The 21,830-nt window shown below is 50.2% G+C and carries 21 protein-coding genes; 10 read left to right on the forward strand and 11 right to left on the reverse strand.

What is annotated here, in order from left to right:
• The first annotated feature begins 92 nt into the window (after window positions 1–92).
• From recQ to EIH25_RS05570, 9 genes are all read left to right on the forward strand, one after another.
• Window positions 93–2,378: a DNA helicase RecQ gene (gene recQ, locus EIH25_RS05530; protein WP_124099369.1), complete on the forward strand. Its 2,286-nt coding sequence runs from the start codon at window positions 93–95 to the stop codon at window positions 2,376–2,378.
• Window positions 2,350–3,327, forward strand: a complete 978-nt coding sequence (gene dusB, locus EIH25_RS05535) for a tRNA dihydrouridine synthase DusB (protein ID WP_124099371.1) — start codon at window positions 2,350–2,352, stop codon at window positions 3,325–3,327. Before recQ ends, dusB begins: the two co-directional genes overlap by 29 nt.
• 40 nt (window positions 3,328–3,367) lie before the next feature.
• A complete protein-coding gene (rsmI, locus tag EIH25_RS05540) occupies window positions 3,368–4,198 on the forward strand; it encodes a 16S rRNA (cytidine(1402)-2'-O)-methyltransferase (protein WP_124099373.1) in 831 nt (276 codons plus the stop codon).
• Between the two features lie 40 nt (window positions 4,199–4,238).
• Window positions 4,239–4,586: a TIGR04076 family protein gene (locus EIH25_RS05545; RefSeq protein WP_124099375.1), complete on the forward strand. Its 348-nt coding sequence runs from the start codon at window positions 4,239–4,241 to the stop codon at window positions 4,584–4,586.
• Between the two features lie 58 nt (window positions 4,587–4,644).
• The gene (rimI, locus tag EIH25_RS05550) at window positions 4,645–5,091 is read left to right on the forward strand and encodes a ribosomal protein S18-alanine N-acetyltransferase (protein WP_164489164.1); all 447 of its coding nucleotides are present in this window, start codon (window positions 4,645–4,647) and stop codon (window positions 5,089–5,091) included.
• Window positions 5,088–5,792, forward strand: a complete 705-nt coding sequence (locus tag EIH25_RS05555) for a methyltransferase (RefSeq protein WP_124099379.1) — start codon at window positions 5,088–5,090, stop codon at window positions 5,790–5,792. The genes rimI and EIH25_RS05555 overlap by 4 nt, the downstream gene beginning before the upstream one ends.
• Before the next feature lie 127 nt (window positions 5,793–5,919).
• Entirely contained in the window at window positions 5,920–6,939 is a 1,020-nt protein-coding gene (gene tsaD, locus EIH25_RS05560; RefSeq protein ID WP_124099381.1) for a tRNA (adenosine(37)-N6)-threonylcarbamoyltransferase complex transferase subunit TsaD, read from the forward strand.
• 43 nt (window positions 6,940–6,982) lie between these two features.
• The gene (gene polA, locus EIH25_RS05565; protein WP_124099383.1) at window positions 6,983–9,535 is read left to right on the forward strand and encodes a DNA polymerase I; all 2,553 of its coding nucleotides are present in this window, start codon (window positions 6,983–6,985) and stop codon (window positions 9,533–9,535) included.
• A gap of 72 nt (window positions 9,536–9,607) precedes the next feature.
• On the forward strand, window positions 9,608–10,246 hold the full coding sequence (locus tag EIH25_RS05570; protein ID WP_124099385.1) for a GyrI-like domain-containing protein: 639 nt from the start codon (window positions 9,608–9,610) through the stop codon (window positions 10,244–10,246).
• A 56-nt stretch (window positions 10,247–10,302) separates the two neighbouring features.
• On the opposite strand, the gene EIH25_RS05575 is transcribed toward EIH25_RS05570, so the two are convergent.
• The 11 genes from EIH25_RS05575 to EIH25_RS05625 form a co-directional block, all read right to left on the reverse strand.
• Window positions 10,303–12,957 carry a YfhO family protein gene (locus EIH25_RS05575; RefSeq protein WP_124099387.1) on the reverse strand — a complete coding sequence of 885 codons (2,655 nt, stop codon included), beginning with the start codon at window positions 12,955–12,957 and terminating at the stop codon, window positions 10,303–10,305.
• A 133-nt stretch (window positions 12,958–13,090) separates the two neighbouring features.
• The gene (locus EIH25_RS05580) at window positions 13,091–13,576 is read right to left on the reverse strand and encodes an amidase domain-containing protein (protein ID WP_124099389.1); all 486 of its coding nucleotides are present in this window, start codon (window positions 13,574–13,576) and stop codon (window positions 13,091–13,093) included.
• Between the two features lie 156 nt (window positions 13,577–13,732).
• The gene (locus EIH25_RS05585; RefSeq protein WP_124099392.1) at window positions 13,733–14,476 is read right to left on the reverse strand and encodes a hypothetical protein; all 744 of its coding nucleotides are present in this window, start codon (window positions 14,474–14,476) and stop codon (window positions 13,733–13,735) included.
• Window positions 14,477–14,666: 190 nt separating this feature from the next.
• Window positions 14,667–15,026, reverse strand: a complete 360-nt coding sequence (locus EIH25_RS05590; RefSeq protein ID WP_124099394.1) for a hypothetical protein — start codon at window positions 15,024–15,026, stop codon at window positions 14,667–14,669.
• A 1-nt stretch (window position 15,027) separates the two neighbouring features.
• Entirely contained in the window at window positions 15,028–15,462 is a 435-nt protein-coding gene (locus tag EIH25_RS05595; protein ID WP_124099396.1) for a hypothetical protein, read from the reverse strand.
• Window positions 15,452–15,835, reverse strand: coding sequence for a hypothetical protein (locus EIH25_RS05600; RefSeq protein WP_124099398.1), 384 nt, complete (start codon window positions 15,833–15,835; stop codon window positions 15,452–15,454). Before EIH25_RS05600 ends, EIH25_RS05595 begins: the two co-directional genes overlap by 11 nt.
• A 71-nt stretch (window positions 15,836–15,906) precedes the next feature.
• Window positions 15,907–16,884, reverse strand: coding sequence for a hypothetical protein (locus EIH25_RS05605; protein WP_124099400.1), 978 nt, complete (start codon window positions 16,882–16,884; stop codon window positions 15,907–15,909).
• A gap of 92 nt (window positions 16,885–16,976) precedes the next feature.
• Window positions 16,977–17,858: a hypothetical protein gene (locus tag EIH25_RS05610; RefSeq protein ID WP_124099402.1), complete on the reverse strand. Its 882-nt coding sequence runs from the start codon at window positions 17,856–17,858 to the stop codon at window positions 16,977–16,979.
• Window positions 17,859–18,022: 164 nt separating this feature from the next.
• Window positions 18,023–19,171, reverse strand: coding sequence for a phage portal protein (locus EIH25_RS05615; RefSeq protein ID WP_124099404.1), 1,149 nt, complete (start codon window positions 19,169–19,171; stop codon window positions 18,023–18,025).
• Between the two features lie 24 nt (window positions 19,172–19,195).
• Entirely contained in the window at window positions 19,196–20,473 is a 1,278-nt protein-coding gene (locus EIH25_RS05620; RefSeq protein ID WP_206425686.1) for a PBSX family phage terminase large subunit, read from the reverse strand.
• Window positions 20,466–20,966, reverse strand: a complete 501-nt coding sequence (locus EIH25_RS05625) for a terminase small subunit (RefSeq protein ID WP_124099406.1) — start codon at window positions 20,964–20,966, stop codon at window positions 20,466–20,468. The genes EIH25_RS05620 and EIH25_RS05625 overlap by 8 nt, the downstream gene beginning before the upstream one ends.
• Before the next feature lie 296 nt (window positions 20,967–21,262).
• On the opposite strand from EIH25_RS05625, the gene EIH25_RS05630 reads away from it, so the two are divergent.
• Entirely contained in the window at window positions 21,263–21,793 is a 531-nt protein-coding gene (locus tag EIH25_RS05630) for a GNAT family N-acetyltransferase (RefSeq protein WP_124099408.1), read from the forward strand.
• Window positions 21,794–21,830: the final 37 nt, after the last annotated feature.

Genomic DNA, 21,830 nt, shown 5'->3' on the forward strand with positions numbered 1-21,830 from the left:
AGAATATCCACAGTCCTTGAGCGGGACGACTTTAGAAAGCCTTTGCCGCCGTTGTATTTTCGGTTTTTAGTTTATTGAATGTGAGAATTTTTATGGATAAGTATTCTGTCTTAAAAGAATATTTCGGTCACGATTCCTTCCGCAGCGGACAGGAAGCTCTTATTGACAGCGCGCTTTCCGGACGGGACGTTCTCGGAATAATGCCTACGGGAGCCGGAAAGTCAATGTGCTATCAGATCCCGTGTCTGCTTATGGAGGGCGTGACTATAGTCGTATCTCCCCTGATCTCGCTTATGAAGGATCAGGTAAATTCTCTTATACAATCGGGCGTAAAGGCGGCTTATCTCAACAGCTCTCTTACCTCCGCGCAGTATGAAACCGCCCTGGGCAACGCAATAAGGGGAATGTATAAAATCATCTACGTTGCCCCCGAAAGGCTCTGCACTCAGGGCTTTTTGCATTTTTCACGGCGGGTCAGGATAGCGATGATAGCGGTGGACGAGGCTCACTGCGTTTCACAGTGGGGGCAGGATTTCCGCCCCTCCTATATGAAGATTCCCGAGTTTATCTCTCAGCTTCCCTGCCGTCCCGTAATCGCCGCCTTTACCGCGACCGCCACTCAGGACGTAAAGCAGGATATAATCAGGCTGCTCGGACTTAACTCTCCATACTGCGTTACTACCGGATTTGACCGTGAAAACCTATATTTCGAGGTGCGGAAGCCGTCTGACAAATTCTCGGCGGTCGTTGAAATACTTAAGCGCAGCAAGGGCAAAAGCGGAATAATCTACTGCTCCACACGCAAGAACGTGGAAGAGGTGTGCGCCCGTCTGAACGAAGCAGGCTATTCCTGCACACGCTACCATGCCGGACTTACCGACGAGGAACGCCGTTCCAATCAGGATGATTTCATCTACGACCGGGTTCAGCTTATCACCGCGACCAACGCATTCGGAATGGGTATAGACAAATCCAACGTTTCGTTCGTAATACACTACAATATGCCTAAAAATATAGAAAGCTACTATCAGGAGGCGGGACGTGCCGGACGCGACGGCGAGCCTGCGGAATGTATACTTCTGTACAGCGGTCAGGATGTGCGAACCAACAGGTTCCTGATAGAAAACTCAGATGAAAATCCCGACCTTGACGATGAAACGCTGGCGCAGATACGTGAAAGAGATCTTGAACGCCTGAAGCAGATGACATTTTACTGCACGACAACAGACTGTCTGAGGGAATTTATACTCCGTTACTTCGGTGAAAGCTCCAAAAGCTTCTGCTCCAACTGCTCCAACTGCAATACCAATTTTGAGGACGTCGATATAACCGTTGAAAGCCAGAAGATACTGTCCTGCATTTACCGGCTTTCACAGCGGCGTCTGACATTCGGGGCGGCTGTTATCTCGGCTGTGCTGAAAGGCTCAAAAAACGCTAAGATCGCTCAGTTCGGACTTCAGGACCTTTCGACCTACGGAATAATGAGCGACGTTTCCACCGTAAGAATAAGACGGATCATAGATTTTCTTGAGGAAAACGGATACATTCGCCGAACCGGAGATTATTCTGTGCTCGCCCTTACCGCAAAGGCAAGGGAGATACTTTTTGAAAAAAAGACCGTTACGATGAAAATGCCCAAAGAAGCCGCGAAAAGCCGTTCTCAGCAAACCTCGGGCGGAGTTTACGCGCTGGATTCCGAGCTTTTCAGCCGTCTTAAAAAGCTGCGCCAGAAGCTTGCCGCCGAAGCAAAAATGCCTGCATACATTATTTTTACAGATACCGCCCTGCGTGATATGTGCGTCAAGCTTCCTACCACCGAGCAGAAGCTGCTTGAATGCTCAGGAGTAGGAAAAACCAAGCAGCAGCGCTACGGCAGACAGGTCCTTGAAGTAATAAACGGCTATCTTGCCGAAAATCCCTCCGCCGCCGCAAGCAGCCCCAACGCATATCTCGAACGGCTGAAGGCAGGCAAGACCGACGGAAATTTAATGTTCGGGATCATCAGCGATAACTGTTCAAGGCTTAAAGGCAAATCTGAGGAAATGAGCCTCAGCCGGCTTTGCGACTGTATTTTTGAACAGCTCGGCATAACAGCGGATAAGGCTTTGCTGAAAACGGCTATTGAAAGCTGGCTTATAAATAACGGCTATCTTGCCCGCAAAGGCTCAAAAACGGCAAGCCTGTCCCTTACCATACTGTCCGGGGAAGCCGGGATAGTCGAAGCTCAGACCGTTTCAAGGCTTGGAACGGCATATGCCGCCATAAGATTCCCTGAAGCGGCTCAGGAATTCATCTATGAGAACCTGCCGGAAATATGCGGGAATAAGCAAAGCGCTGTTAAGGAGAGCTATGAAAACTATACATATAGGAAACGTTGAAATAAAACAAACCGCCGCCCTTGCTCCGATGGCTTCAGTCGCCGATAAAGCTTACCGTCTTATGTGCAAGGAGTTCGGAGCGGCATATCTCGTAAGCGAAATGATATCCTCGAAGGGGCTGTGCTTCGGAGATAAAAAGACCGCGCGGCTTTGTGAGATAGAGGCTCCCGAGCGCCCCATGGCGCTTCAGCTTTTCGGAGAAGAGCCTGCTTATATGGGAAAGGCGGCGTATCTGCTCAATGAATATAAGCCGGACATTATAGATATAAATATGGGCTGCCCCGTCCCGAAGATCGCAGGAAACGGCAGCGGCTCCGCGCTTATGAAAACGCCTGAAACCGCGTTCAGAATCGCGAAAGCCGTAGTTGAAAACGCCTGCTGTCCTGTTACAGTCAAGCTGCGGGCAGGCTGGGACGAAAGCTCGGTCAACGCGCCTGAGCTTGCAAAGCGGCTGGAGCAGGCGGGAATTTCCGCCGTAGCCGTACACGGCAGAACCAGAAACCAGTTTTACAGCGGAAAAGCCGACTGGGACATTATCAGAAGAGTAAAGGAATCCGTCGGTATTCCCGTTATAGGCAACGGCGACGTAAGCTCGCCCCTTGACTGCATGGCTATGTACGAGCGCGCAGGCTGCGACCTTGTCATGGTTGGCAGAGGCTCCTACGGCAGACCTTGGATATTCCGTGAAATAAACGAATATCTCGAACACGGAAAGCTGATGCCCGAAATTTCCCTTGAGGAAAAAATGAGTATAATGCTGCGCCATGCCCGCCTGCTGTGCAGCTACAAGGGCGAAAAGCAGGGCATGAAGGAAATGCGGAAAAACGTGGCGTGGTATGTAAAGGGACTGCCCGGCTCCGCAAGGATCAGAGGAGAATCCGGCAATCTCAGCGCGTATTCGGACCTTGAAAGAACGGCTGAAATAATACTGACCGCCGGAAAAAGCTGACGTAAAGAACAAATACATCAAAAGGAGCGTAAGCGTAACGATGAGCGTGCTTTATATAGTCGGAACCCCGATAGGAAACCTGGGGGATATGACCTACAGAGCGGTCGAAACCCTGAAAAGCGTGGATTTCATCTGCGCCGAGGATACAAGGGTCACCCAGAAGCTGCTTAACTATTTTGAAATAAAAAAACCGACGGTAAGCTATCACCGCCACAGCGGAGAGGAAGCCGCGGCGCGCATAGTGTCGCGGATAGCGGCAGGTGAAAGCTGCGCCGTTGTTACCGACGCCGGAATGCCCTGTATTTCCGATCCCGGAGAGGACCTTGTAAGGCTTTGCGCCGAAAACGGAATAAGAACGGAGGTAGTTCCCGGTCCCACAGCGGTATGCTCCGCCCTTGCGGTAAGCGGACTTTCAACCTCCCGCTTCTGCTTCGAGGGCTTTCTCTCAACTACCAAGCGTCTTAGGTACGAGCACCTCGCTTCAATTTCCGGCGAACGCCGCACTCTTGTTTTCTACGAAGCGCCGCACAAGCTTATCTACACCCTGAGGGATATGCTTGAATATCTCGGCGACAGAAAAATTTCCCTCTGCCGCGAGCTGACCAAAATACATGAGGAAATAATGCGGACCACACTCTCTCAGGCGGTGGAATACTATTCCTCGGTTACGCCCAAGGGAGAATTTGTTCTGGTGATCGAGGGAGCAAAAGAATCGGAAACGGATACCGCCGAAACCGTAGAGGACGCGCTTTTGCAGGTAAAGAGCCTTGTAGCAAAGGGCATGAGAGGAGCGGACGCCTGCAAACAGATCGCCAAAGCGACCGGCTTTTCCAAGGGCGAGCTGTATTCATTGCTGGTATCGGAAGAATAAGCGCATAAAGCAAAAAGTAATCTATAACGGAGGAATACATATGAAAAAGGTAAAAATCACTGTGCTTAAAACCACATTGGACAAGGAGCTTGCCGCCGAGTACGGCGCTGAAAATCTGGGACCCTGCCCGATGATGACCGAGGGACAGGTATTCTATGCCGATTACGCCAAGCCGGAGGGACTGTGCGACGAGGCATGGAAAGCGATCTACCAGTACGTTTTCGCCCTTGCCCACGGAGCGGAAACGGGGCTTTTCTACTACGGAGACTGGATAAGAAAGCCCGGCGTAGCGATATGCTCCTGCAACGACGGACTCCGTCCGGTTATCTTCAAGCTTGAAGCTACAGATACGGAATCTCAGATCGATTACATACCAGTGGAAAGATAAATACCATATAAGGTATTTAATAAATCCATAAATACTTTATATGGTATTCAGGAGAAACATGAATATACTTATCAGAAAAATAAGCGAAAACGACTGCAATGATATATGGAAAATAGAAAAAGATTGTTTTTCTGACCATCATAGCAAGGATTCTTTTCGCAGAGAACTGAACAATCCGCTGTGCGCCATACTGGCGGCTTTCGATGAAAACATACCTGTCGGGTTTATAAATGTTTGGTTCGTCGCCGGAGAACTGACTATAAATAATATAGCGGTAATTGAAAAATATCGGCGTCAAGGCATTGCCGAAAAGCTGATAAACGCGGCATTGGAGCTGTATCCGCAGACCGAATCGGCTATGCTGGAAGTACGGGCTTCAAACGCCGCCGCGCAGAAATTGTACGAAAAATTGGACTTTATTAAAGTGGGCGTAAGAAAGAGCTACTATTCCGATCCGAAAGAGGACGCGCTGCTTATGACAAAGACCATCGGAGGGAAAAAATGAACGGCTTTACCTTTGAACGGCTCAGCGATACGATTGAAATATGCATATCTGCCGAACACCGCTTCGGCACCGACGCTTTTCTGCTTGCCGATTTCGCCGCGCCCAGACATAAGGATCACGTCTGCGACCTGTGTACCGGAAGCGGAATAATCGCCCTGCTTATGTACAGAAACTTCCGGCCCGCGCATATCGACGCGGTCGAAATTCAGAATACCGCCCACCAGCAGCTTCTCCTTACGCTTGAACGCTCTGAAATAAGCTGTATAACTCCGATACTGGGCGACCTGAAAGACTACCGCTCCGAAAAGGAGCTTGATCTTGTTACCTGCAATCCCCCCTACAAGCTTGACGGAACGGGCGCTAAAAACGACAGCAAGGCGGCGGCGATAGCAAGGCATGAAATGCTCTGCACCATCGGCGACGTATGCAGTACGGCGGCGAAAAACCTTAAATACGGCGGCAGACTCTGCATATGCAACCGGCCGGAACGGCTGTGCGACATAATGATGTCAATGCGCGAAAACGGAATAGAGCCTAAACGGGTAAGATTTGTGTCCAAAAATCCGTACACTTCTCCGTGGCTTGTAATGGCTGAGGGGAGAAAGGGCGGAAACCCGTTTTTAAAGGTCGAGCCTCAGCTTTACACCACAGCCGAAAACGGAGAGTATACAGAGGAAATGAAAAGGATATACCGCCTGTAGCGCATAAATACCTTACGCGGTATCCATGTGCCTGTAAAATACCATATACGGTATTTTACAGGCTTCGACTGACATTTACGGGATACCTCGTCAATAAACCGAATTTTCATCAGAGGAAGGATAGCGAATGAAGATATTAGCCATAGAAAGCTCCTGCGACGAAACCGCCTGCGCGGTAGTTGAGGACGGAGTAAAGGTGCTGTCAAATATAGTAGCGACGCAGATAGCCGAACACAGACTTTACGGCGGCGTCGTGCCGGAAATAGCCTCCCGCCGCCATGCCGAAAATATCTGCGGAGTGGTCGGCGCGGCGCTGGAGGAGGCTGACTGCACCCTCTCGGACATTGACGCGATAGCCGTGACCTACGCTCCCGGACTTATCGGAGCTCTGCTGGTAGGCATAAGCTTTGCCAAGGGGCTCGCAATGTCGGCTGGAAAGCCTCTTGTTCCCGTTCACCACATAGCGGGTCACATTGCGGCAAACTATATTTCCCACCCTGACCTTAAACCGCCCTATCTCTGTCTTGTGGTATCGGGAGGACATTCCCATATCGTGGAGGTGCTTGACTACACAAAATATCGGGTGATCGGACGTACCCACGACGACGCCGCCGGGGAGTGCTTTGACAAAGCGGCGCGTACTCTCGGCTACGAATACCCGGGCGGAAGGTTTATAGACGAAGCCGCCAAGCTTGGCGATCCCGAGGCCTATAAGCTTCCCCACCCCAAGGTTCAGGGCCGCGAATACGATTTTTCCTTTTCGGGACTTAAAACCGCGGTGATAAATCTCGTACACAACGCCGGGCAGAAAGGCGTGGAGATAAATCGTCAGGACGTTGCCGCTTCCTTCCAGAAAACAATGTCCGAAATACTCGTCGGAAAAACCATGAAAGCGGCGCAGGATCTCGGGTATACTACTATCGGGCTTGCCGGCGGAGTTTCGGCAAATTCAGGAGTCCGCGGCGCGTTGCGGGAAGCCTGCGAAAAACGCGGCTTTAAGCTTTATATGCCCGAATTAAAATACTGCGGCGATAACGCGGCAATGATAGGCTGTCAGGGATATTTCGATTATCTCGCGGGAAAACGGGCGGACGAAAGCCTCAACGGTATCGCTACGCTGTCGCTGGATAAGCTGTGTGAAGAGTGACGAAGATCAAATCTAAATCAAGAAAGCTGAGCAGAGGTATAAAATGAAATTACTTGCAATCGACGGAAACAGCATAATGAACCGGGCGTTTTACGGAATAAGGATACTGTCAAATTCCAAGGGACAGTTCACCAACGCCATTACCGGCTTTATGAATATATATCTGAAGGAGATCGGAGAGATAGCTCCCGACTGCGTTGCGGTAGCCTTCGATCTTAAAGCCCCTACCTTCAGGCATAAGGCGAACGCGGCTTACAAAGCCAACCGCAAGGGTATGCCCGACGAGCTTGCCCAGCAGATGCCGGTAATAAAAAAGCTGCTGACCTCAATGGGCATAAGAATAGTGGAGTGCGAGGGCTATGAAGCCGACGACATCCTCGGCACGCTTTCCCGTATTTTCACCGAATCGGGAAACGAAACCTATATCCTTACCGGCGACCGCGACAGCTTCCAGCTTATAAACGACAAGGTGACGGTCCGCCTTGCCACCACAAAGGAAACAAAGATATACACTCCTCAGCGTATCATGGACGAATACGGCGTTTCTCCCAAGCAGATGATCGAAGTAAAGGCGCTTATGGGAGATTCCTCAGACAATATCTCCGGCGTTAAGGGAATAGGCGAAAAAACCGCGCTTTCTCTTATTCAGCAGTGCGGCAGCGTAGATGAGCTGTACAAAAATCTGGATAGTTTAACCTTGACTAAGTCCGTAAGGGCAAAGCTTGAAGAGGGCTGTCAGGACGCGCTGGACAGCCGTTTTCTGGCGGAAATATGCCTTGACGCTCCTATAGACGGCGCTCCCGAAAGCTATATGCTGACGGAGGGAAAGCCACAGGAAACCAAGGAGCTGCTGACCGACCTTGAAATGCTCAGGCTTATGGAAAGACTGAAGCTTTCGGAAAAAAACGCGGCTGTGAACTCCGTATCCTCCGAGGAAGAGAAGCTTAAATTAAAGGATCTCCCTAAATTTGATATATCGGAGCTTACAAGTGAAAGCCTTGCCGGAATTTCAGACGCCGCCTCGTGCTTTATATACGACGGCAAAAGACTTGAAATACAATGCAAGGGCAATATTTTCTATACGGAAGATATACAGCTTGCCCTCGGTTATTTTGAAACCGACGGCGAAAAAATCTGCTTTGAGGGCAAAACCGCCTATAGGACGGCGTTTGAAAACGGCAGGGAGCTTAAAAACCTTGTTTTTGCCTGCGACCTTGCCGGCTATCTGCTCAATTCCCAGACAAGCGAATACACAGTGGAAAACCTGTGCTCCGCCTATAAGGTGACATACCGTTCGGACATAGAAAATTTCAGCTCAATAGCAAGCCTTGACGCTCTGAGCGGCTGCCTGAAAAATCAGCTGGAGCTTACTGAAACGGACAGGCTTTATTACGACATCGAGCTACCGCTGTGCGAAGTTCTCGGCTCTATGGAAGCGATCGGCGTAAAGGCTGATACCGACGGAATAAAGGCCTTCGGAGAACAGCTTTCCGCCGATATAGCTCAGCTTACCTCTCAGATATACGGACTTGCGGGACAGGAATTCAACATCGGCTCTCCCAAGCAGCTGGGAAAGGTGCTGTTTGAGGATCTCGGGCTTCCCGCGAAGAAAAAGACCAAAAGCGGCTATTCCACAAACGCCGAGGTGCTGGAAAGCCTTGCTGACAAGCACCCTATAATCCCGCTTATCCTGGAATACCGCACCCTAACGAAGCTTAATTCAACCTATGTTGACGGGCTTCTTAAGGAGGTCAGACCCGACGGCAGGGTTCATTCCGTTTTCAAGCAGACCGAAACCCGTACGGGAAGAATATCCTCCACCGAGCCGAATATGCAGAATATTCCCGTAAGAAAAGAGATCGGCAGAAATATGCGCAAATTCTTTGTAGCCGAAAAGGGAAATACCCTGCTTGACGCCGACTACAGCCAGATCGAGCTGAGAGTGCTTGCCTCGGTATGCGGCGACAAAAATATGCAGGAAGCCTTCAAAGACGGCAGGGATATCCACACCAGCACCGCCGCTCAGGTTTTCGGGCTTCCCGAGGACTTTGTGACCCCCGAAATGCGCTCTGCCGCAAAAGCCGTAAATTTCGGAATAATTTACGGAATAGGAGCGTTTTCGCTTTCAAAGGATATCGGAGTATCGGTAGCCGAAGCTAAAAAATATATCCGCAATTATCTGGACAACTTTCCTAAAGTGTCCGAATTTATGGATAAAACAGTCGAGGACGGCATAAAGAACGGCTACGTTACCACGATTTTCGGCAGACGCCGCTACATTCCCGAGCTTACAGCCTCCAACAAGGTAATGCAGGCGTTCGGAAAGCGCGCGGCAATGAACGCGCCTATTCAGGGAGCGGCGGCGGACATAATCAAGATCGCGATGGTAAAGGTTTACCGCCGCCTTAAAGAGGAAAAGCTCAGCGCAAAGCTGATACTTCAGGTCCACGACGAGCTTATCATAGAAGCCTCTCTTTCAGATAAGGACAAAGCGGCGCGGATACTGAAGGAGGAAATGGAAAACGCCGTATCTCTCGCTGTACCAATGTCGGTTGACGTAGGCGATGGCGAAAGCTGGTATCTTGCAAAGGGCTAGCAAAGCTTGTAATAAGCTTATTTTGAAAATATTCATTACGACAACAATAAAACGCTGCTGGGAGTGGTTGTTTTGGCATTTGATTACAAAAAGGAATACAAAGAATTTTATCTTCCAAAGGGCAAACCGCAAATTATTGAAATACCCGAAATGAATTTTGTCGCTGTCAGAGGAAAAGGCGACCCGAACGAGGAAAACGGCGAATACAAGCAAGCCATGAGCCTGCTTTACGGAATAGCCTTTACCATAAAAATGAGCTACAAGGGAAGCCGTAAAATAGACGGATATTTTCAGTATGTTGTTCCTCCGCTGGAAGGGCTGTGGAGTCAGCGGGATTCTGACGCTATCGACTATGCCCGCAAGGACAAATTTGAATGGATATCTCTTATCCGCCTGCCGGACTTTGTAAAAAAAGATGATTTTGACTGGGCGGTGTCTGAAGCTTCGGCAAAGAAGGGCGCGGATTTTTCCAAAGCGGAATTTTTCACATACCGCGAGGGACTTTGCGTTCAATGTATGCACATAGGCTCCTACGACAGCGAACCTGAAACCCTAAAACTTATGAACGAATACATCGAAAACGCAGGCTATGCGGCAGATATTTCGCCTGCCCGTCCTCATCACGAAATCTATCTCAGCGATCCCAGAAGATGCGCTCCCGAAAGACTTAAAACGGTTATAAGACACCCTATAGCCAAAATAAACAAATAGCAAAAGGCGGTACGCGCGTTTTTACGCGTACCGCCTTTAAAATACCCTGACTCGCTCTAAAAGCCGCTGAGATTTATGATTACCGGCAGAACGTATACAGCCCCCATAACCGCGATAACCGCGAACAGCACAATACTCTGAACCGCGCTCTCAGCCTTTCTGGGAAGAACTATCTTCTTCCGGAAAATTATATAAAGCGCAAACGCCGCCGCTCCCACAAGCGACAAGGCAATTCCGGCATAAAAGCCTTTGGGCGTAAAGCTTATCTCTATCTCATTTTCTCCGTCCTTCAGCTCAAATGAGATAAAATCGGAAACCGCCTTTGTATATTCCGTTTTTTCTCCGTTTACCCTTATGCTGAAGCCCTCCTGATAAGGAACCGAAAGCAGGCAGGTCTTTGTTCCCGAAACCGTACAGTTTGCCCTCAGCGTTCCTCCGTCGGCGGTAAATCCTGCGCTCTGAACACCCTCCACAGCATTTTCAAGCTTGTCAAGATCAATTCCGAACACACCAAGCGAATAGCAGCTTATATCCTTCTTGCAGCTCAACGTAACCTCAACCTGCTGATTCTCAAACTCTCCGAGCTTGATAACGCCGTTGTTGGTAGTAGTAGGATAATTTCCCGCCGCGGAAATCCCGTTTACCTTTATCGAGAAGCTTTCAAAATATTCCTCTTTAAGATCGTTTGAAAGTCTGTCGAAGCAGTCCGCGTAAATCGACTGCCTGCCGCTGACATAGAAGCTGTACTTTATTTCAGCGCCGCTGCTGACGTTATACCTGCCGTTTATCTTCTCTACGCCGATTGAATCCTGCGAATATTCATATTCGGTCACAAGCTCTCCCTGCCCGGGGAACAGCTTTTCAAATACATACTCCTGAACCTGCGCTCTGGTAAGACCGCTGGGAATCTCGCCCTCGCCGGAAAGGTCGGCGTCGGTTATAAGTCCAAGCCCTATAGAATAAGGAAGCTTGACTATCGAATATTTGCCGTTTGAATATACAGCGTCTTGACTTTGTCCTCTGACGATCCTGTATCCTACGCTGTAAAGCGCGTCAGTAAGCTCCGTTCCCCCGCAGGAGCCTACCTCCATCCATACGGTGGTGTAGCCCAGCTTCTTCTGAGTGAACATAAAATCTCGGTCGGTAAGCGAGGTATAATGACTGAGGGACGGATACCCCAGCGCTCCCACCATATTGTAATCCATTATCTTTCCGTCAGTGGCAGCTCTGTAAAAGCCGTCGTCGCTGATCCTCTCCGCAAGGTCGGTTATTTCCCTTACCGACTGGGTCTTATCCGGGTTTCTGGCGGAGGCGGAGGTCATGTATATCCTTACGTTTCCAGCCGACTCAGCCGCGATCGCCAGGCAAAGCGCGATGGCAAAAAACCTTTTTCCTGTATATCCCCTGCGGAACATAAAATACAGCGCCCCGAATACTATAACCGAAACCGTGAAAAGCTGGGCGTTGTGCTCAAAAGAGGAATCGTTTCCCCATAGGGAAGAGGTATAATGGCTCAGCTCGTCAAAGTTTTCGCTTATAAACTTTCTCAGAAAGCTCAGATACAGCGCAAGCAGAATAACCGTTCCCGCGTATCCCGCGAACATTTCTCCCGAACCGGCCTTTCTCAGAGAGCCCTCCTGTCCCTCCAGAAATTCGGCGCAGCACAGAATACCTATAAACATGGTTATAAATCCGTATCTAGCCGGAAACGACATATAGTTTCCCGTATGCCACATAAGGTTTACCGGCTCGATAAAAAACGGAACAAGCAGAAGCGCGAACATTATCAGATAAGAGCCTGTGCGTCTTGAGCGTTTCTTTCCCCTCAGCGCGTGATATCCCGTCAGCATGAATACAAAGCCGGAGCAGAAAAGCAGCGGAAGCGCCGTCTTGTAGCTGGTTACGAAGTCTGAGCCTGCAATTGTTGCCATCGCCGACTCCCCTCTTCCCGAGGAAAGATACTGCATAAAGCAGGGCAGCCATACCGCCGCCGACAAAAGCGCGGCGATAAGCGAGCCGGAAACAAACCTGACGCATATGCCCGACGTATTTTCACACGCCGCGTATCTGAACACATATACAGCCATAAACATTACGATAAATAACACCGTCATGTAGCTTATATAGTAGTTTACCGCCATCATCAGCGTGACCATGATTATATAAGGGATATTGCTGTTCCCGTGCACGAGTCTATCCAGCGAGATCATAAGCAGCGGGAAAAGATACATCATATCCAGCCAGATGAGATTCTGATAGAAAAGCATTCCGTATCCGCAGAAGGCGTAGATAAGGCTGAGCGCGATAGCAAAGCCCGGGTCAAGTCCCTTTCTGCACACCCTGAAATACAGCGCTGACGTAAAGGCGGCGGTCATCAGCTTCAATATGACCAGTATGTTCACAAAAGTAAACATATCTCCCTTTTCCACGAATTTTACAAGCAGCGAAAAGGGACTTGCCAGAAAAAAGAAAAATACCCCGTAAAAATTCATTCCTCCGGCGTTGTTCAGATTAAGAAACAGACCTGACTTTCCGTCAAGAATGTCCTTAAAATCCATAAGCAGCGGCACTACCTGCTGATTCATGTCGCACCACGAAACCGAACCCTCTCCGAAGGGATACATTCCGCCTGCCTTGAATACCATCAGCATAATAGCCAGCGCTGCCAGAGGCGGAGCGATAAGCGGGATAAGCTTTTTAAGTTTTTCCATTATAATTCTCCTGTTATCTTTTGTATTATCTCTATAACAAAATTATTATAACTCTTTAAACTAATAATGTCAATAAAATGTCTGCATTTCTGTAAATTCAACAAAAAAGCTTTCTCTGTTCAGTGCATTTTGCTCAGTATGCTCTTACGCCGGAAATATGAATAAATCTCGCCCTGTCGTAAATATAGCTGCTAAGCGGACGCATATAGGCGTCAAAGGTGTGCGCCGCGGTATATATCACCGAGTTTCTGACCGCTACCACAACAGGGCTGTGATAAAAGCTTCCCTCCGCGTTTCCAAGCTGAACTATATCTCCCGGCTCGACCCCGTCCGCCCGCGTTTCCTCACCGTAGGGTCCCTCTCCCTTGTTGCCGACAAGAAAGCTGTAAAGATACCCTACCCCCGTCCATGCCGGAGCGCGGTCGGCGGCGGAATAATAATACCAGCCAAAGGTCTTTGTATTGTTCATTACTCCGCTTCCGGCGTAAATGCACTGAGAAGCAAAATTTGTGCAGTCCCCTCCCAGCATCTCAAAGTCCAGATATTTGGGATTTCTTTTAAACGCCCATTCCTCCGCGTATTCTACCGCCTTTTCCCGTCTGTATTCCAATTCTCTCACAGCGCCTTTTCCCCTTTCGCATAACAGACCTCTTTCACAGTTTTTCCTGCGAAAGCGTATCCTTTGAACGGCGTCTGAACAACGCCCTGCTGTATCTATATGCAAAAGCGCGCCCGACTGCCAAAGCCGCGCCAGCGCATATCCGGCTTTATGGAATCAGTTTCCGTCCGCATAGCAGGTCACCGTAGTCAGTATCCTCATATCCCTTATATTTATTTCTATTCTTCCTATCGGACGGTTTCCCAGAGAAAAATCGTCGCGCGACAGTATAGCCCTGTCGAAAAGCTCCTCCTTTTCGTAGCCGGAATAGGTCAGAAAAGCTCCCTTCATTCCTCTGTTTGAATACTTGACCTTCGCGGCAAGCCCGACGAACGGAGAGCTCAGCCATTGATTGTCGAGAGCGTAGTATCTGGTCCTTACGATATTCATGCCCGAGGCGGCAGTGCTTGAATACGAGGTGCTGTAATCCCCGTCGGCGTCCGCCATATAAGCGTCGGAAATAATGCCTCTTACGTCCTTGACGCTGCCGAAATTCACCAGAGCGGCGGAGGCGTAGCTGTGCTGAGCGTCGGTTTTCGGCGTTACTCTTACGTTATTTGTGCCGTAAATATAGGGGAACATCTGATATGCCTTGTAGCCGTACGCGATAAAAGCGTCCCATATAGTAGAATTTTCCTTTACATATATGTAATTCACCGTTTTGGTTCCGTCCTGATAGGTTACAAGGGGTATAGTCTTGTTGAGCTCCGCAAGCGACGTAAGGTTCACGCTGTAATTCATTTTCGGAACAGGCTCGTTCTGCGCCAGCATCGCCGTATAGCCCTTTGATTCAAAGCTGTAGACCCATCTTCCGTATTCGCGCCTTCTTTCCAGCGTATCTATAGTTCCCTGATGGACCATTTTTCCGCCGACGTAGCAGATTATTTCAAAAGCCTCCGACAGGTCCGTGTCTGAATAAAATCTTCCGGAAGCGTAGGTATAAGGAATATACCTGTCCTTGACATAGTGAAAATATTCAACGCCAAATATCGGATTATAGCCTGAATTCCTGACAACAAAATAACATAATTGCTCCGTATTATCACACCTCCTATAAGCCTTTAAGCTGTAAAATACATTCTCCGGCGAACGCCTTATCCGAAAACTTCAGCGTTCCCTTTACCAGCACGAGATCTGAATATTCGCTTCCGTCAATAGTTATTTCCGGCACCGCCTGACCTGAATACTGCGAGATCAGGTTCCGGTAAAAGCTTCTGTCGCAGGGAAGCACCTTTCCCTGAAGCGTTATCGACAGGGGCTGGCTTCCCGCTATTTTCCTGTCTGTGGCTCCGCTGAGAAGCGGAACCTCCGAAAGCCTTGTTTCGCCGTAAAAAATCATATCGCTCATATACAGCTCGTTTTCGCCGATAACTACCTTGACGCTCTGACGGCTTATGATCGTTGTCTGCATATTACGCTTCACTCTCCGTCTGCGTATCGCTTTCGTTCATTATAAGCATTTTTACCCTTGCGGCTATGCTTATCTCAAGCCGTCCGAGAATACTGTTTCTCTGAACAGGCGACCTTTCAAGCTCCAGCAGCAGAATACCGCCGTTTGTTCCCAGCGACTGCATAAAGCCGTCCGCCCTTTGCTCCGTCTGCTCGTAGTCGGAATATCCGCAGCGCTTTCCCAGCAGCCGCGCCGAAATGGAATAGACCGCCTCCGTTCCCCATGAAGCTCCGTTTACCGCCGTTATCCTCGGAGAATACTCGGCGGATTTTATTCCGCATATACAGAAGCCTTCCTTAGGCTTTGAAGTAAGACTTTCCGCTGAAAGCTCCGCGATGCAGGTCAGCCCCTGCTCCTGCGCGGCGGCGGCTATAACGTTTTTCAGTTCACCCGTCATACTGCTCCTCCGTTCCCGTAAAGATAAAATCATCGTCCCGCACAAGCCCTCTCAGAGCGGCGAATGCGCTGCTTTTAAGCCTCTGAGCGGCGGCAAGTCCCTTTTCGGACGCCGTTTCGCCGTAAGCCGCGCCGTTTTCTGAAAGCATTACCTTCAGCCGCATGGAGCTTTCCAGAACATAATCATAAACCGCGGCGGCGCAGGCGGCGTATTCGCATTTTGCCGCTGCGGCCTCGTCAAGCTGTACGCAAACTCTCTGCTGAATAAAATCTATTCCTCCGTTTATAAGATCCTCATATTCAAAATCCTCAGAATCCAGTCCCGTTATTCTGAGAAACAGATTCTTTACATTATCGTAGGTTATCTGAGCCAATTTCCATACCTCCCTGTATCCGACAAGCCGAGGCGGAACCCTTTTGCTCCGCCGCAGACCTGCCGTCAGAATTACGACGCCGACGTGCTGAGTACCTTTACCGCTCCGTCGGTAAGCCTTGAAAAGCCTACGGTCACCGAACAGGCTATCTCGTCGCACTGAGTTGTTATAAGCTTGTCGAAATCAACCACCACGTCGGTTCCGAATATCATTTCGGCAGCGCAGGTCTTGTCTATTCCTATGACCTTCGCGCTGTCCGCCGCCGAGGTTTTTACCAGCGTTACCCCGTAGGGAGTCTTTACCTTTCCGCTTGACATGAAATCTGAAACGCAGAATTTCATCTCGTCCAGCGCCAGTATCTGCGCCATAAGCGCCGGAGTGCAGAGCATAGTAGTCATATCGTTTTCGCTCATCGAAGCCCAGAACGCCGCAAGATCGGCATAGGTAATGCTGCTGCCTGAGATCTTTGAAGCAGTTATTCCGCTTGAAAGCTCGGTCACGGCAAGCTTGTTCACCGCCTTCGATATCTGCGCGCCCAGACTTCTGAGTATCACCCCGAACGCCTCAAGCCTCTGCTTTCTTATTGATTCGTAGGAGCAGGAAAGCTTTCTCGCGAACTTGGTCAGAGTTTTCGCGGTTGAAGCAAGCCTTACCGCCGAGGATGGAATTTCTCCGCCCTGAGCGACTCCCGTATCGCTTCCGCTTTTGGTTACGGTAAGCCCGCGGAAATCCATTCCGTCGGTATAGGAAACCGCCGCTACCACCTCGGAAAGAATAGACGCTTCCTCCATTCCCTGCTTTATCGTTCTGCGGACGTACTCGGGAAACAGCACTGCCGATTCGGTCGAGGCAAAGAATTTTTCGACTCTGTCCGAGCTTCCGCCCGATACCTTTATATCGAATCTTTTAAGCTGCCTTTCAAACGCGTCAAGTCCGGAAAGCTCCGTTCCCGCGTAGTTTTCGTCCGGATCGAGCTGCTCCAGAGCCTGTGTGAAGGTTTTGCCTGTAATTGAATAAAGCCCTTTTTCAAGTTTAACCGTATTGTACATAAAATCATTTCTCCTTTTTGTTTTATCAGATTCGGGTATTACGACCGTATTTCTTTTTGTATTTTCGGGCAGTAAGCCTGCCGATTCCTGATTCAAAGCTTGAAGCTGCTGTTTTCGCCGCCGCTTGTTTCCGGCGTCTTCCGCTCCAGCTGAAAAGAAACGTCCTCCCTCGAGCAGCGATCTTTCAAAGCCGAGTACATTTTTTCAAGCTGTGAAAAGCTCAGGCTTTCGGTAAGCGTCCTGACCGTTTCCACCGCCATTATCGGGCGGCAGAGAAAGCTGAGGGACATTATTTCCCGTTTAAGAAGCTCGCAGGCTCTGAAATTTTGCTCCTCACAGCGTGAAAGCTCGCTTTTCAGGGCTTTTATATCGTCCGCCGCGGCTCCCGCGCCGTAGGTCTTGGTAACTCCGGCGTTGCGCTGAGCAGGAACCGCTACGAACGACCACTCGTAGGCGTCGGTCGGCTCGTCGAGAATAACGCTGCACAACTTTCCGTCATAATATTTCCCCTTTATGTGACCGCAGGGATTTTCTCTGAGATCGGCTCCGCACACCGAACACAGCTTTCTGCCTACCGAGCAGCCTACCGACACCTCCTTTTTTATTCCGCCCTCGATCTCGGCGATGAGGTCCTTCGACCTATCCGTTCTCATCATATACGCCTTAGCCACAAGGCAGGTATACGGCTCTCCGGCGGCGGTCAGCCTGTCCGAAAGGGTTTTCACCCCGCAGTCGAATATTCTCGCCGTCTGGTTTTCACCCTTGGGGTCGTGGTCGAAAATTCCCGTCTTTCCCACGAAAAGCTCCGCCAGTCTTTCAAGCGCCGGAACGGAAAAGCGTTCGCCGTCCCGGTCTATCTCGTTGTCGCAGAGGATAACCGGAAAGGTATAAACCTCCTGCGCCGAAACAGGCTTTCTGGTATACCTGTTCAGCTTTTCAAGCAGCGCTTCGTCAAGCGTAAAGTCGTTTTCCATTGCTGTTCTCCTTTCTGTCTTTAACTCGGAGCAAAGCCCGATGTAAGCGTGGCTTTTCATCGGAAGCTTTAGCTCCGTAGGTATTCAGCGGTGGATTATATCCCCAACTGAATGACCGAATGAGCCCCGCCGTATTAAGAAGGCGTGGAACATCGGTAAATAGGTTATATCAAGTCGTCAGCGGCGTCCGCTCCGAATCTGCCCGCCTCGGCAAGGGCGTTGTAGTAGTTGGCTCTGGCAAGCTCGGTTTCGTCCTGAAGATTTATGTTTTCCCATTGGATCTCACAGCCGCATCCGAAGCCGCTCAGCCGCAGAAACGTTTCTGCCGTTTTCAGCAGCACCGGCGTAAGCAGCCGCCTGTAATACTCAAGCTCGCTCGTCAGGATATCCGCCTGCTGAGAGGACATTCTTTCGGTTGTAGACCAGTTAAGCCCCAGCAGGAACGGAGGTATTGAAAGCTTGGATATTATCTGCTCCAGCAGCTGACGGACGGGTATTTCGGTATCTATTATCTGGCTGTCCGCTCCTATGACCTTTATCTGAACGTCGCCTACCGCTACAAAATCCTTTATCACGCCGTTTCTCGCGCTGCTCATTCCGTCCGACCACTCACGGGCTATCTCCAGCGCCCTGTCCTTCGCGAACGCCCTGTCGGCAGGGTCGTCGGAGGGCTTATAGGTTACGGCATAGCGGACGTTTCCGGCCCGGTCGAAGTTCTGACCTATACAGCGGTATATCTTCATAAGCACCTCGCTGAGGGCGGGCGTTCCCCGCAGTATCGACACTCCCTCCGGGTGCTTTACCGACGGATTCAGCGTTGAGTAAAGGAGAAGCTCCGGCCTCGTCAGCTTTACCTCGTCTCCCGAGGCGTTCTCTATTATCCTCATATCGAGAGGGTCCTTTCCCCCGCGGACTCCGAACATTACCGGATCGGCTATGTACAGACCGTTTATTCGTCTGCGGCGCGGATCTATTACTATCTCTCCCAGCGCTTTTCCGTAGGTAAGCAGGGTATCCAGCCACATATCGGCAAAGCAGCTGAGGGACCTGCCGGAAATGCCCGCCGCGACATTCAGCGCAAAGCCGTCCATATGCTTCTGCGCCTGCTTATCGCCGCAGACCACCTTAAAATCGTTGCAAAGACGTATTATCTTGCCGATACAGGCGTCCAGCACCGGAACCTCGGCTCTGAGGTTTTCATAAAACTGAGTTTCAAAGCTGTTCCACGAGGGACACAGCCTGTAGACCTCCCTCTGAGCCGAGCAGGAAAGCCTGCCGGACGGGGACGGCGCTTTTTTTCTGAATATATTCAAATTGCTGTCCTTCCTTTCTTGTTCTTATGTCTGCCGTCTGTCAAGGGAAATCACGCAGAAGGGCGGCTGCGTTTCGCTTAAAAAGCGGGTCACAAAATAGCGGATATCGTCCATTGCATGGTCGTTCTCCTTTACGGGAGCGTCGCGGACGGAGCTTTTGTCCCAGCGGTAAAGCGAAAATTCCCTTATGGTATCGGCGCAGGAGGAATGTATTTTGATCTTTCCCAGACCTAAGGCGTCGCTTACCCGTCTTATTCCCGAAAGCACGTCGTTGGCGGCGGGAGCGACGGGAAATTTTCCGTGACGGCGTATACACTCGATAAACGAGGCGGCGGACGGATCGCACACGACCAGACTTACGCTTCTCTCGCCGCACAGCTTTTCCAGCGCGGCATAATGCTCCTCGTCGGTTCGCTGCTGACCCTCTCTGCGTGAATCGTAGTAATACTCGCTTATACGGTACCATACTCCCCCGCTTTCGCCCCACAGCCCGAAGCTGGAGGGATTCACCGTTCCGTAGTCGCAGCTTACGGCATAGCGCGAAAAGCTTTGGGGAAGCGAGGCTACAACGTGCAGCTTCGGGTCGAACACAGAGTAAACGCGGCCGGAAACGTCAGTCCAGCTTCCAAGCACGAAGCGCTGATAGAACGCTCCCGTAAACATTGTGCGGTAACGCCTGATGATCGCCGGAGTAAGAGAGGGGTTGTCCTCCAGCGCGAAGTGGAGATATATAAGATTTTTGGACGCCGCCTTGTCTATCCACTCCTTTTTGAACCAGTGATACCTGTTTTCGGGATTACAGTTGAACCACAGCTTGGAGCCCGCGACCGAGCACCTTGCCACCGCCTGCTCGACAAAGCTTCGGGGCATAAGCGCTACTTCGTCCAGCAGTATTCCGCTCAGGGTCACTCCCTGAATAAGCGAGGCGGAGCTTTCATCCTTTCCTCCGAAAAGATAGAACCTGTTGCTTGTGCCGCCGAAAGTTACGTCCAGGTAGTTTTTCGTGCGGTTTTCGGTTATTTCAAGTCCCCATTCCGAAGAATTGGCGATAAGGGGCGCTACCAGATTCCGCCTTACTGAGGTTATGGTCTTTCCGCAGATACCGAAGGCAGCGTTGCTGAAATTGACAGACGCCCACGCGGCAAAGGACATGGACATACAAAGGGTTTTTCCCGACCTCACCGCGCCGTCGCAGATTATTCCCTCCTTATCCCTCGAGCCTTGGTTTTTCCACCAGTTGAACACCATTTTCTGCTTGGGGGAAAAGTCCTGCCAGCCTATCCTTCCGTTCTTTTTAATCATCGCTTTCACATTCCAGAGGACTGTCGCTTACTATTTCTCCGCCGGAGGAGCCGTATACCGCCTCTACAAGATTTCTTGCCTTTTCGTCGTTTTTAAGCTGCATATCAAGCTCCTTCAGCTTCTCCAGCGCTTTCTGCCGGTCAAAAAACTTTACCTCGACTCCGCCGCCTTTTATCCTCTTTATTTCCGAAACGTTGAACAGATCCGCCTCGGCAAGCATATGGGGAGTTATCTCCTCCGCGAAAACCAGCGCCGCCGCGTCGTTTACCCTGCCGTACGCCAGCCTTTCCAGCCCTGCTCTTACCTCGCACCGCTCCTTTTCCCTGAGCCTGTCCGCCGCTTCAAGCTGACGTCTTGTCCGCCTGTCTGACAGAAGCCTTATGCCCTCGAGTCTGGCTCTCAGCGGACTTATTCCCGCCGCGATCGCCGCCTCCGCCGCGTTGCGCGTTCTGGAAAAGAACAGGGCAAAATCCTTTGTATCTATCTGTTTCACTGTTGATCCTTCCTTTCTTCGGGTCCTTCTGTAAACCCCTCTCACTTATAGGCAAAAAAAGGGGCAAAGTTGCATATAAACGTGCAACTTTCCGGCAAAAAAATTTTCGGCAGAAGAAAATTTGTGATATGCTACAGTTTTCAAATATGATTTTTGTGCTTATTGACGGAAAATATCAAAGATAACGCTTTTATTGACTAAACCAGCCGCTTGTGATATAATAAAACCTGTTCATCAGCCGAGGAAAAACGCTGACAAACAGGTTTATTGACAGTATATCGGAAGGAACTGGAATTATGATTTTACAGACAGAGCGTCTTATTCTCCGTGAAATGACCATGGGAGATTTTACGGACATTGCGGCGATACTAAAGGACGAACGCGCCATGTACGCTTACGAGCACGGCTTTTCTGACTCGGAGGTTTCAGAATGGATACAGCGGCAGCTTGACCGATACGAAAAATACGGCTTCGGGCTGTGGGCGGTAATATTGAAGGAAAGCGGAGAGCTGATAGGTCAGTGCGGGATAACCATGCAGGACGCCGGAGGCAGAGAGGTAATGGAGATAGGCTATCTTTTCAACCGACGCTTCTGGCACAACGGCTACGCCTGTGAAGCGGCAGGCGCCTGCCGGAGCTACGCCTTTGAAAAGCTGGGCGCGCAGGAGATCTGCTCCATAATACGCACAAACAATCTTCCCTCCCAGAGGGTCGCGATAAGAAACGGAATGCTCCCAAGAAGCATTTTCACCAAGCGTTATATGGGCATTGATATGCCGCATATAGTTTTTTCGGTAACCGCGGAGGAGCTGAAAGAGAAGGGATAAAAAAATCCGCCGTCCTGATACCGCTCTTGTTCAGGAC

Source organism: Ruminococcus sp. Marseille-P6503, from assembly GCF_900604945.1.
Lineage (GTDB): Bacteria > Bacillota > Clostridia > Oscillospirales > Ruminococcaceae > FB2012.

Bases quoted from the DNA above. Each gene is read 5' to 3' on its own strand.
- EIH25_RS05595 (WP_124099396.1), bottom strand. From the start codon at position 15,462: ATGACGGGTGAACTGAAAAACGTTATAGCCGCCGCCGCGCAGGAGCAG.
- EIH25_RS05605 (WP_124099400.1), bottom strand. From the start codon at position 16,884: ATGTACAATACGGTTAAACTTGAAAAAGGGCTTTATTCAATTACAGGC.
- EIH25_RS05620 (WP_206425686.1), bottom strand. From the start codon at position 20,473: ATGATTAAAAAGAACGGAAGGATAGGCTGGCAGGACTTTTCCCCCAAG.
- polA (WP_124099383.1), top strand. From the start codon at position 6,983: ATGAAATTACTTGCAATCGACGGAAACAGCATAATGAACCGGGCGTTT.
- EIH25_RS05590 (WP_124099394.1), bottom strand. From the start codon at position 15,026: ATGCAGACAACGATCATAAGCCGTCAGAGCGTCAAGGTAGTTATCGGC.
- EIH25_RS05610 (WP_124099402.1), bottom strand. From the start codon at position 17,858: ATGGAAAACGACTTTACGCTTGACGAAGCGCTGCTTGAAAAGCTGAAC.
- EIH25_RS05630 (WP_124099408.1), top strand. From the start codon at position 21,263: ATGATTTTACAGACAGAGCGTCTTATTCTCCGTGAAATGACCATGGGA.
- EIH25_RS05545 (WP_124099375.1), top strand. From the start codon at position 4,239: ATGAAAAAGGTAAAAATCACTGTGCTTAAAACCACATTGGACAAGGAG.
- tsaD (WP_124099381.1), top strand. From the start codon at position 5,920: ATGAAGATATTAGCCATAGAAAGCTCCTGCGACGAAACCGCCTGCGCG.
- rsmI (WP_124099373.1), top strand. From the start codon at position 3,368: ATGAGCGTGCTTTATATAGTCGGAACCCCGATAGGAAACCTGGGGGAT.
- EIH25_RS05585 (WP_124099392.1), bottom strand. From the start codon at position 14,476: ATGGTCCATCAGGGAACTATAGATACGCTGGAAAGAAGGCGCGAATAC.
- EIH25_RS05555 (WP_124099379.1), top strand. From the start codon at position 5,088: ATGAACGGCTTTACCTTTGAACGGCTCAGCGATACGATTGAAATATGC.
- EIH25_RS05575 (WP_124099387.1), bottom strand. From the start codon at position 12,957: ATGGAAAAACTTAAAAAGCTTATCCCGCTTATCGCTCCGCCTCTGGCA.
- recQ (WP_124099369.1), top strand. From the start codon at position 93: ATGGATAAGTATTCTGTCTTAAAAGAATATTTCGGTCACGATTCCTTC.
- rimI (WP_164489164.1), top strand. From the start codon at position 4,645: ATGAATATACTTATCAGAAAAATAAGCGAAAACGACTGCAATGATATA.
- dusB (WP_124099371.1), top strand. From the start codon at position 2,350: ATGAAAACTATACATATAGGAAACGTTGAAATAAAACAAACCGCCGCC.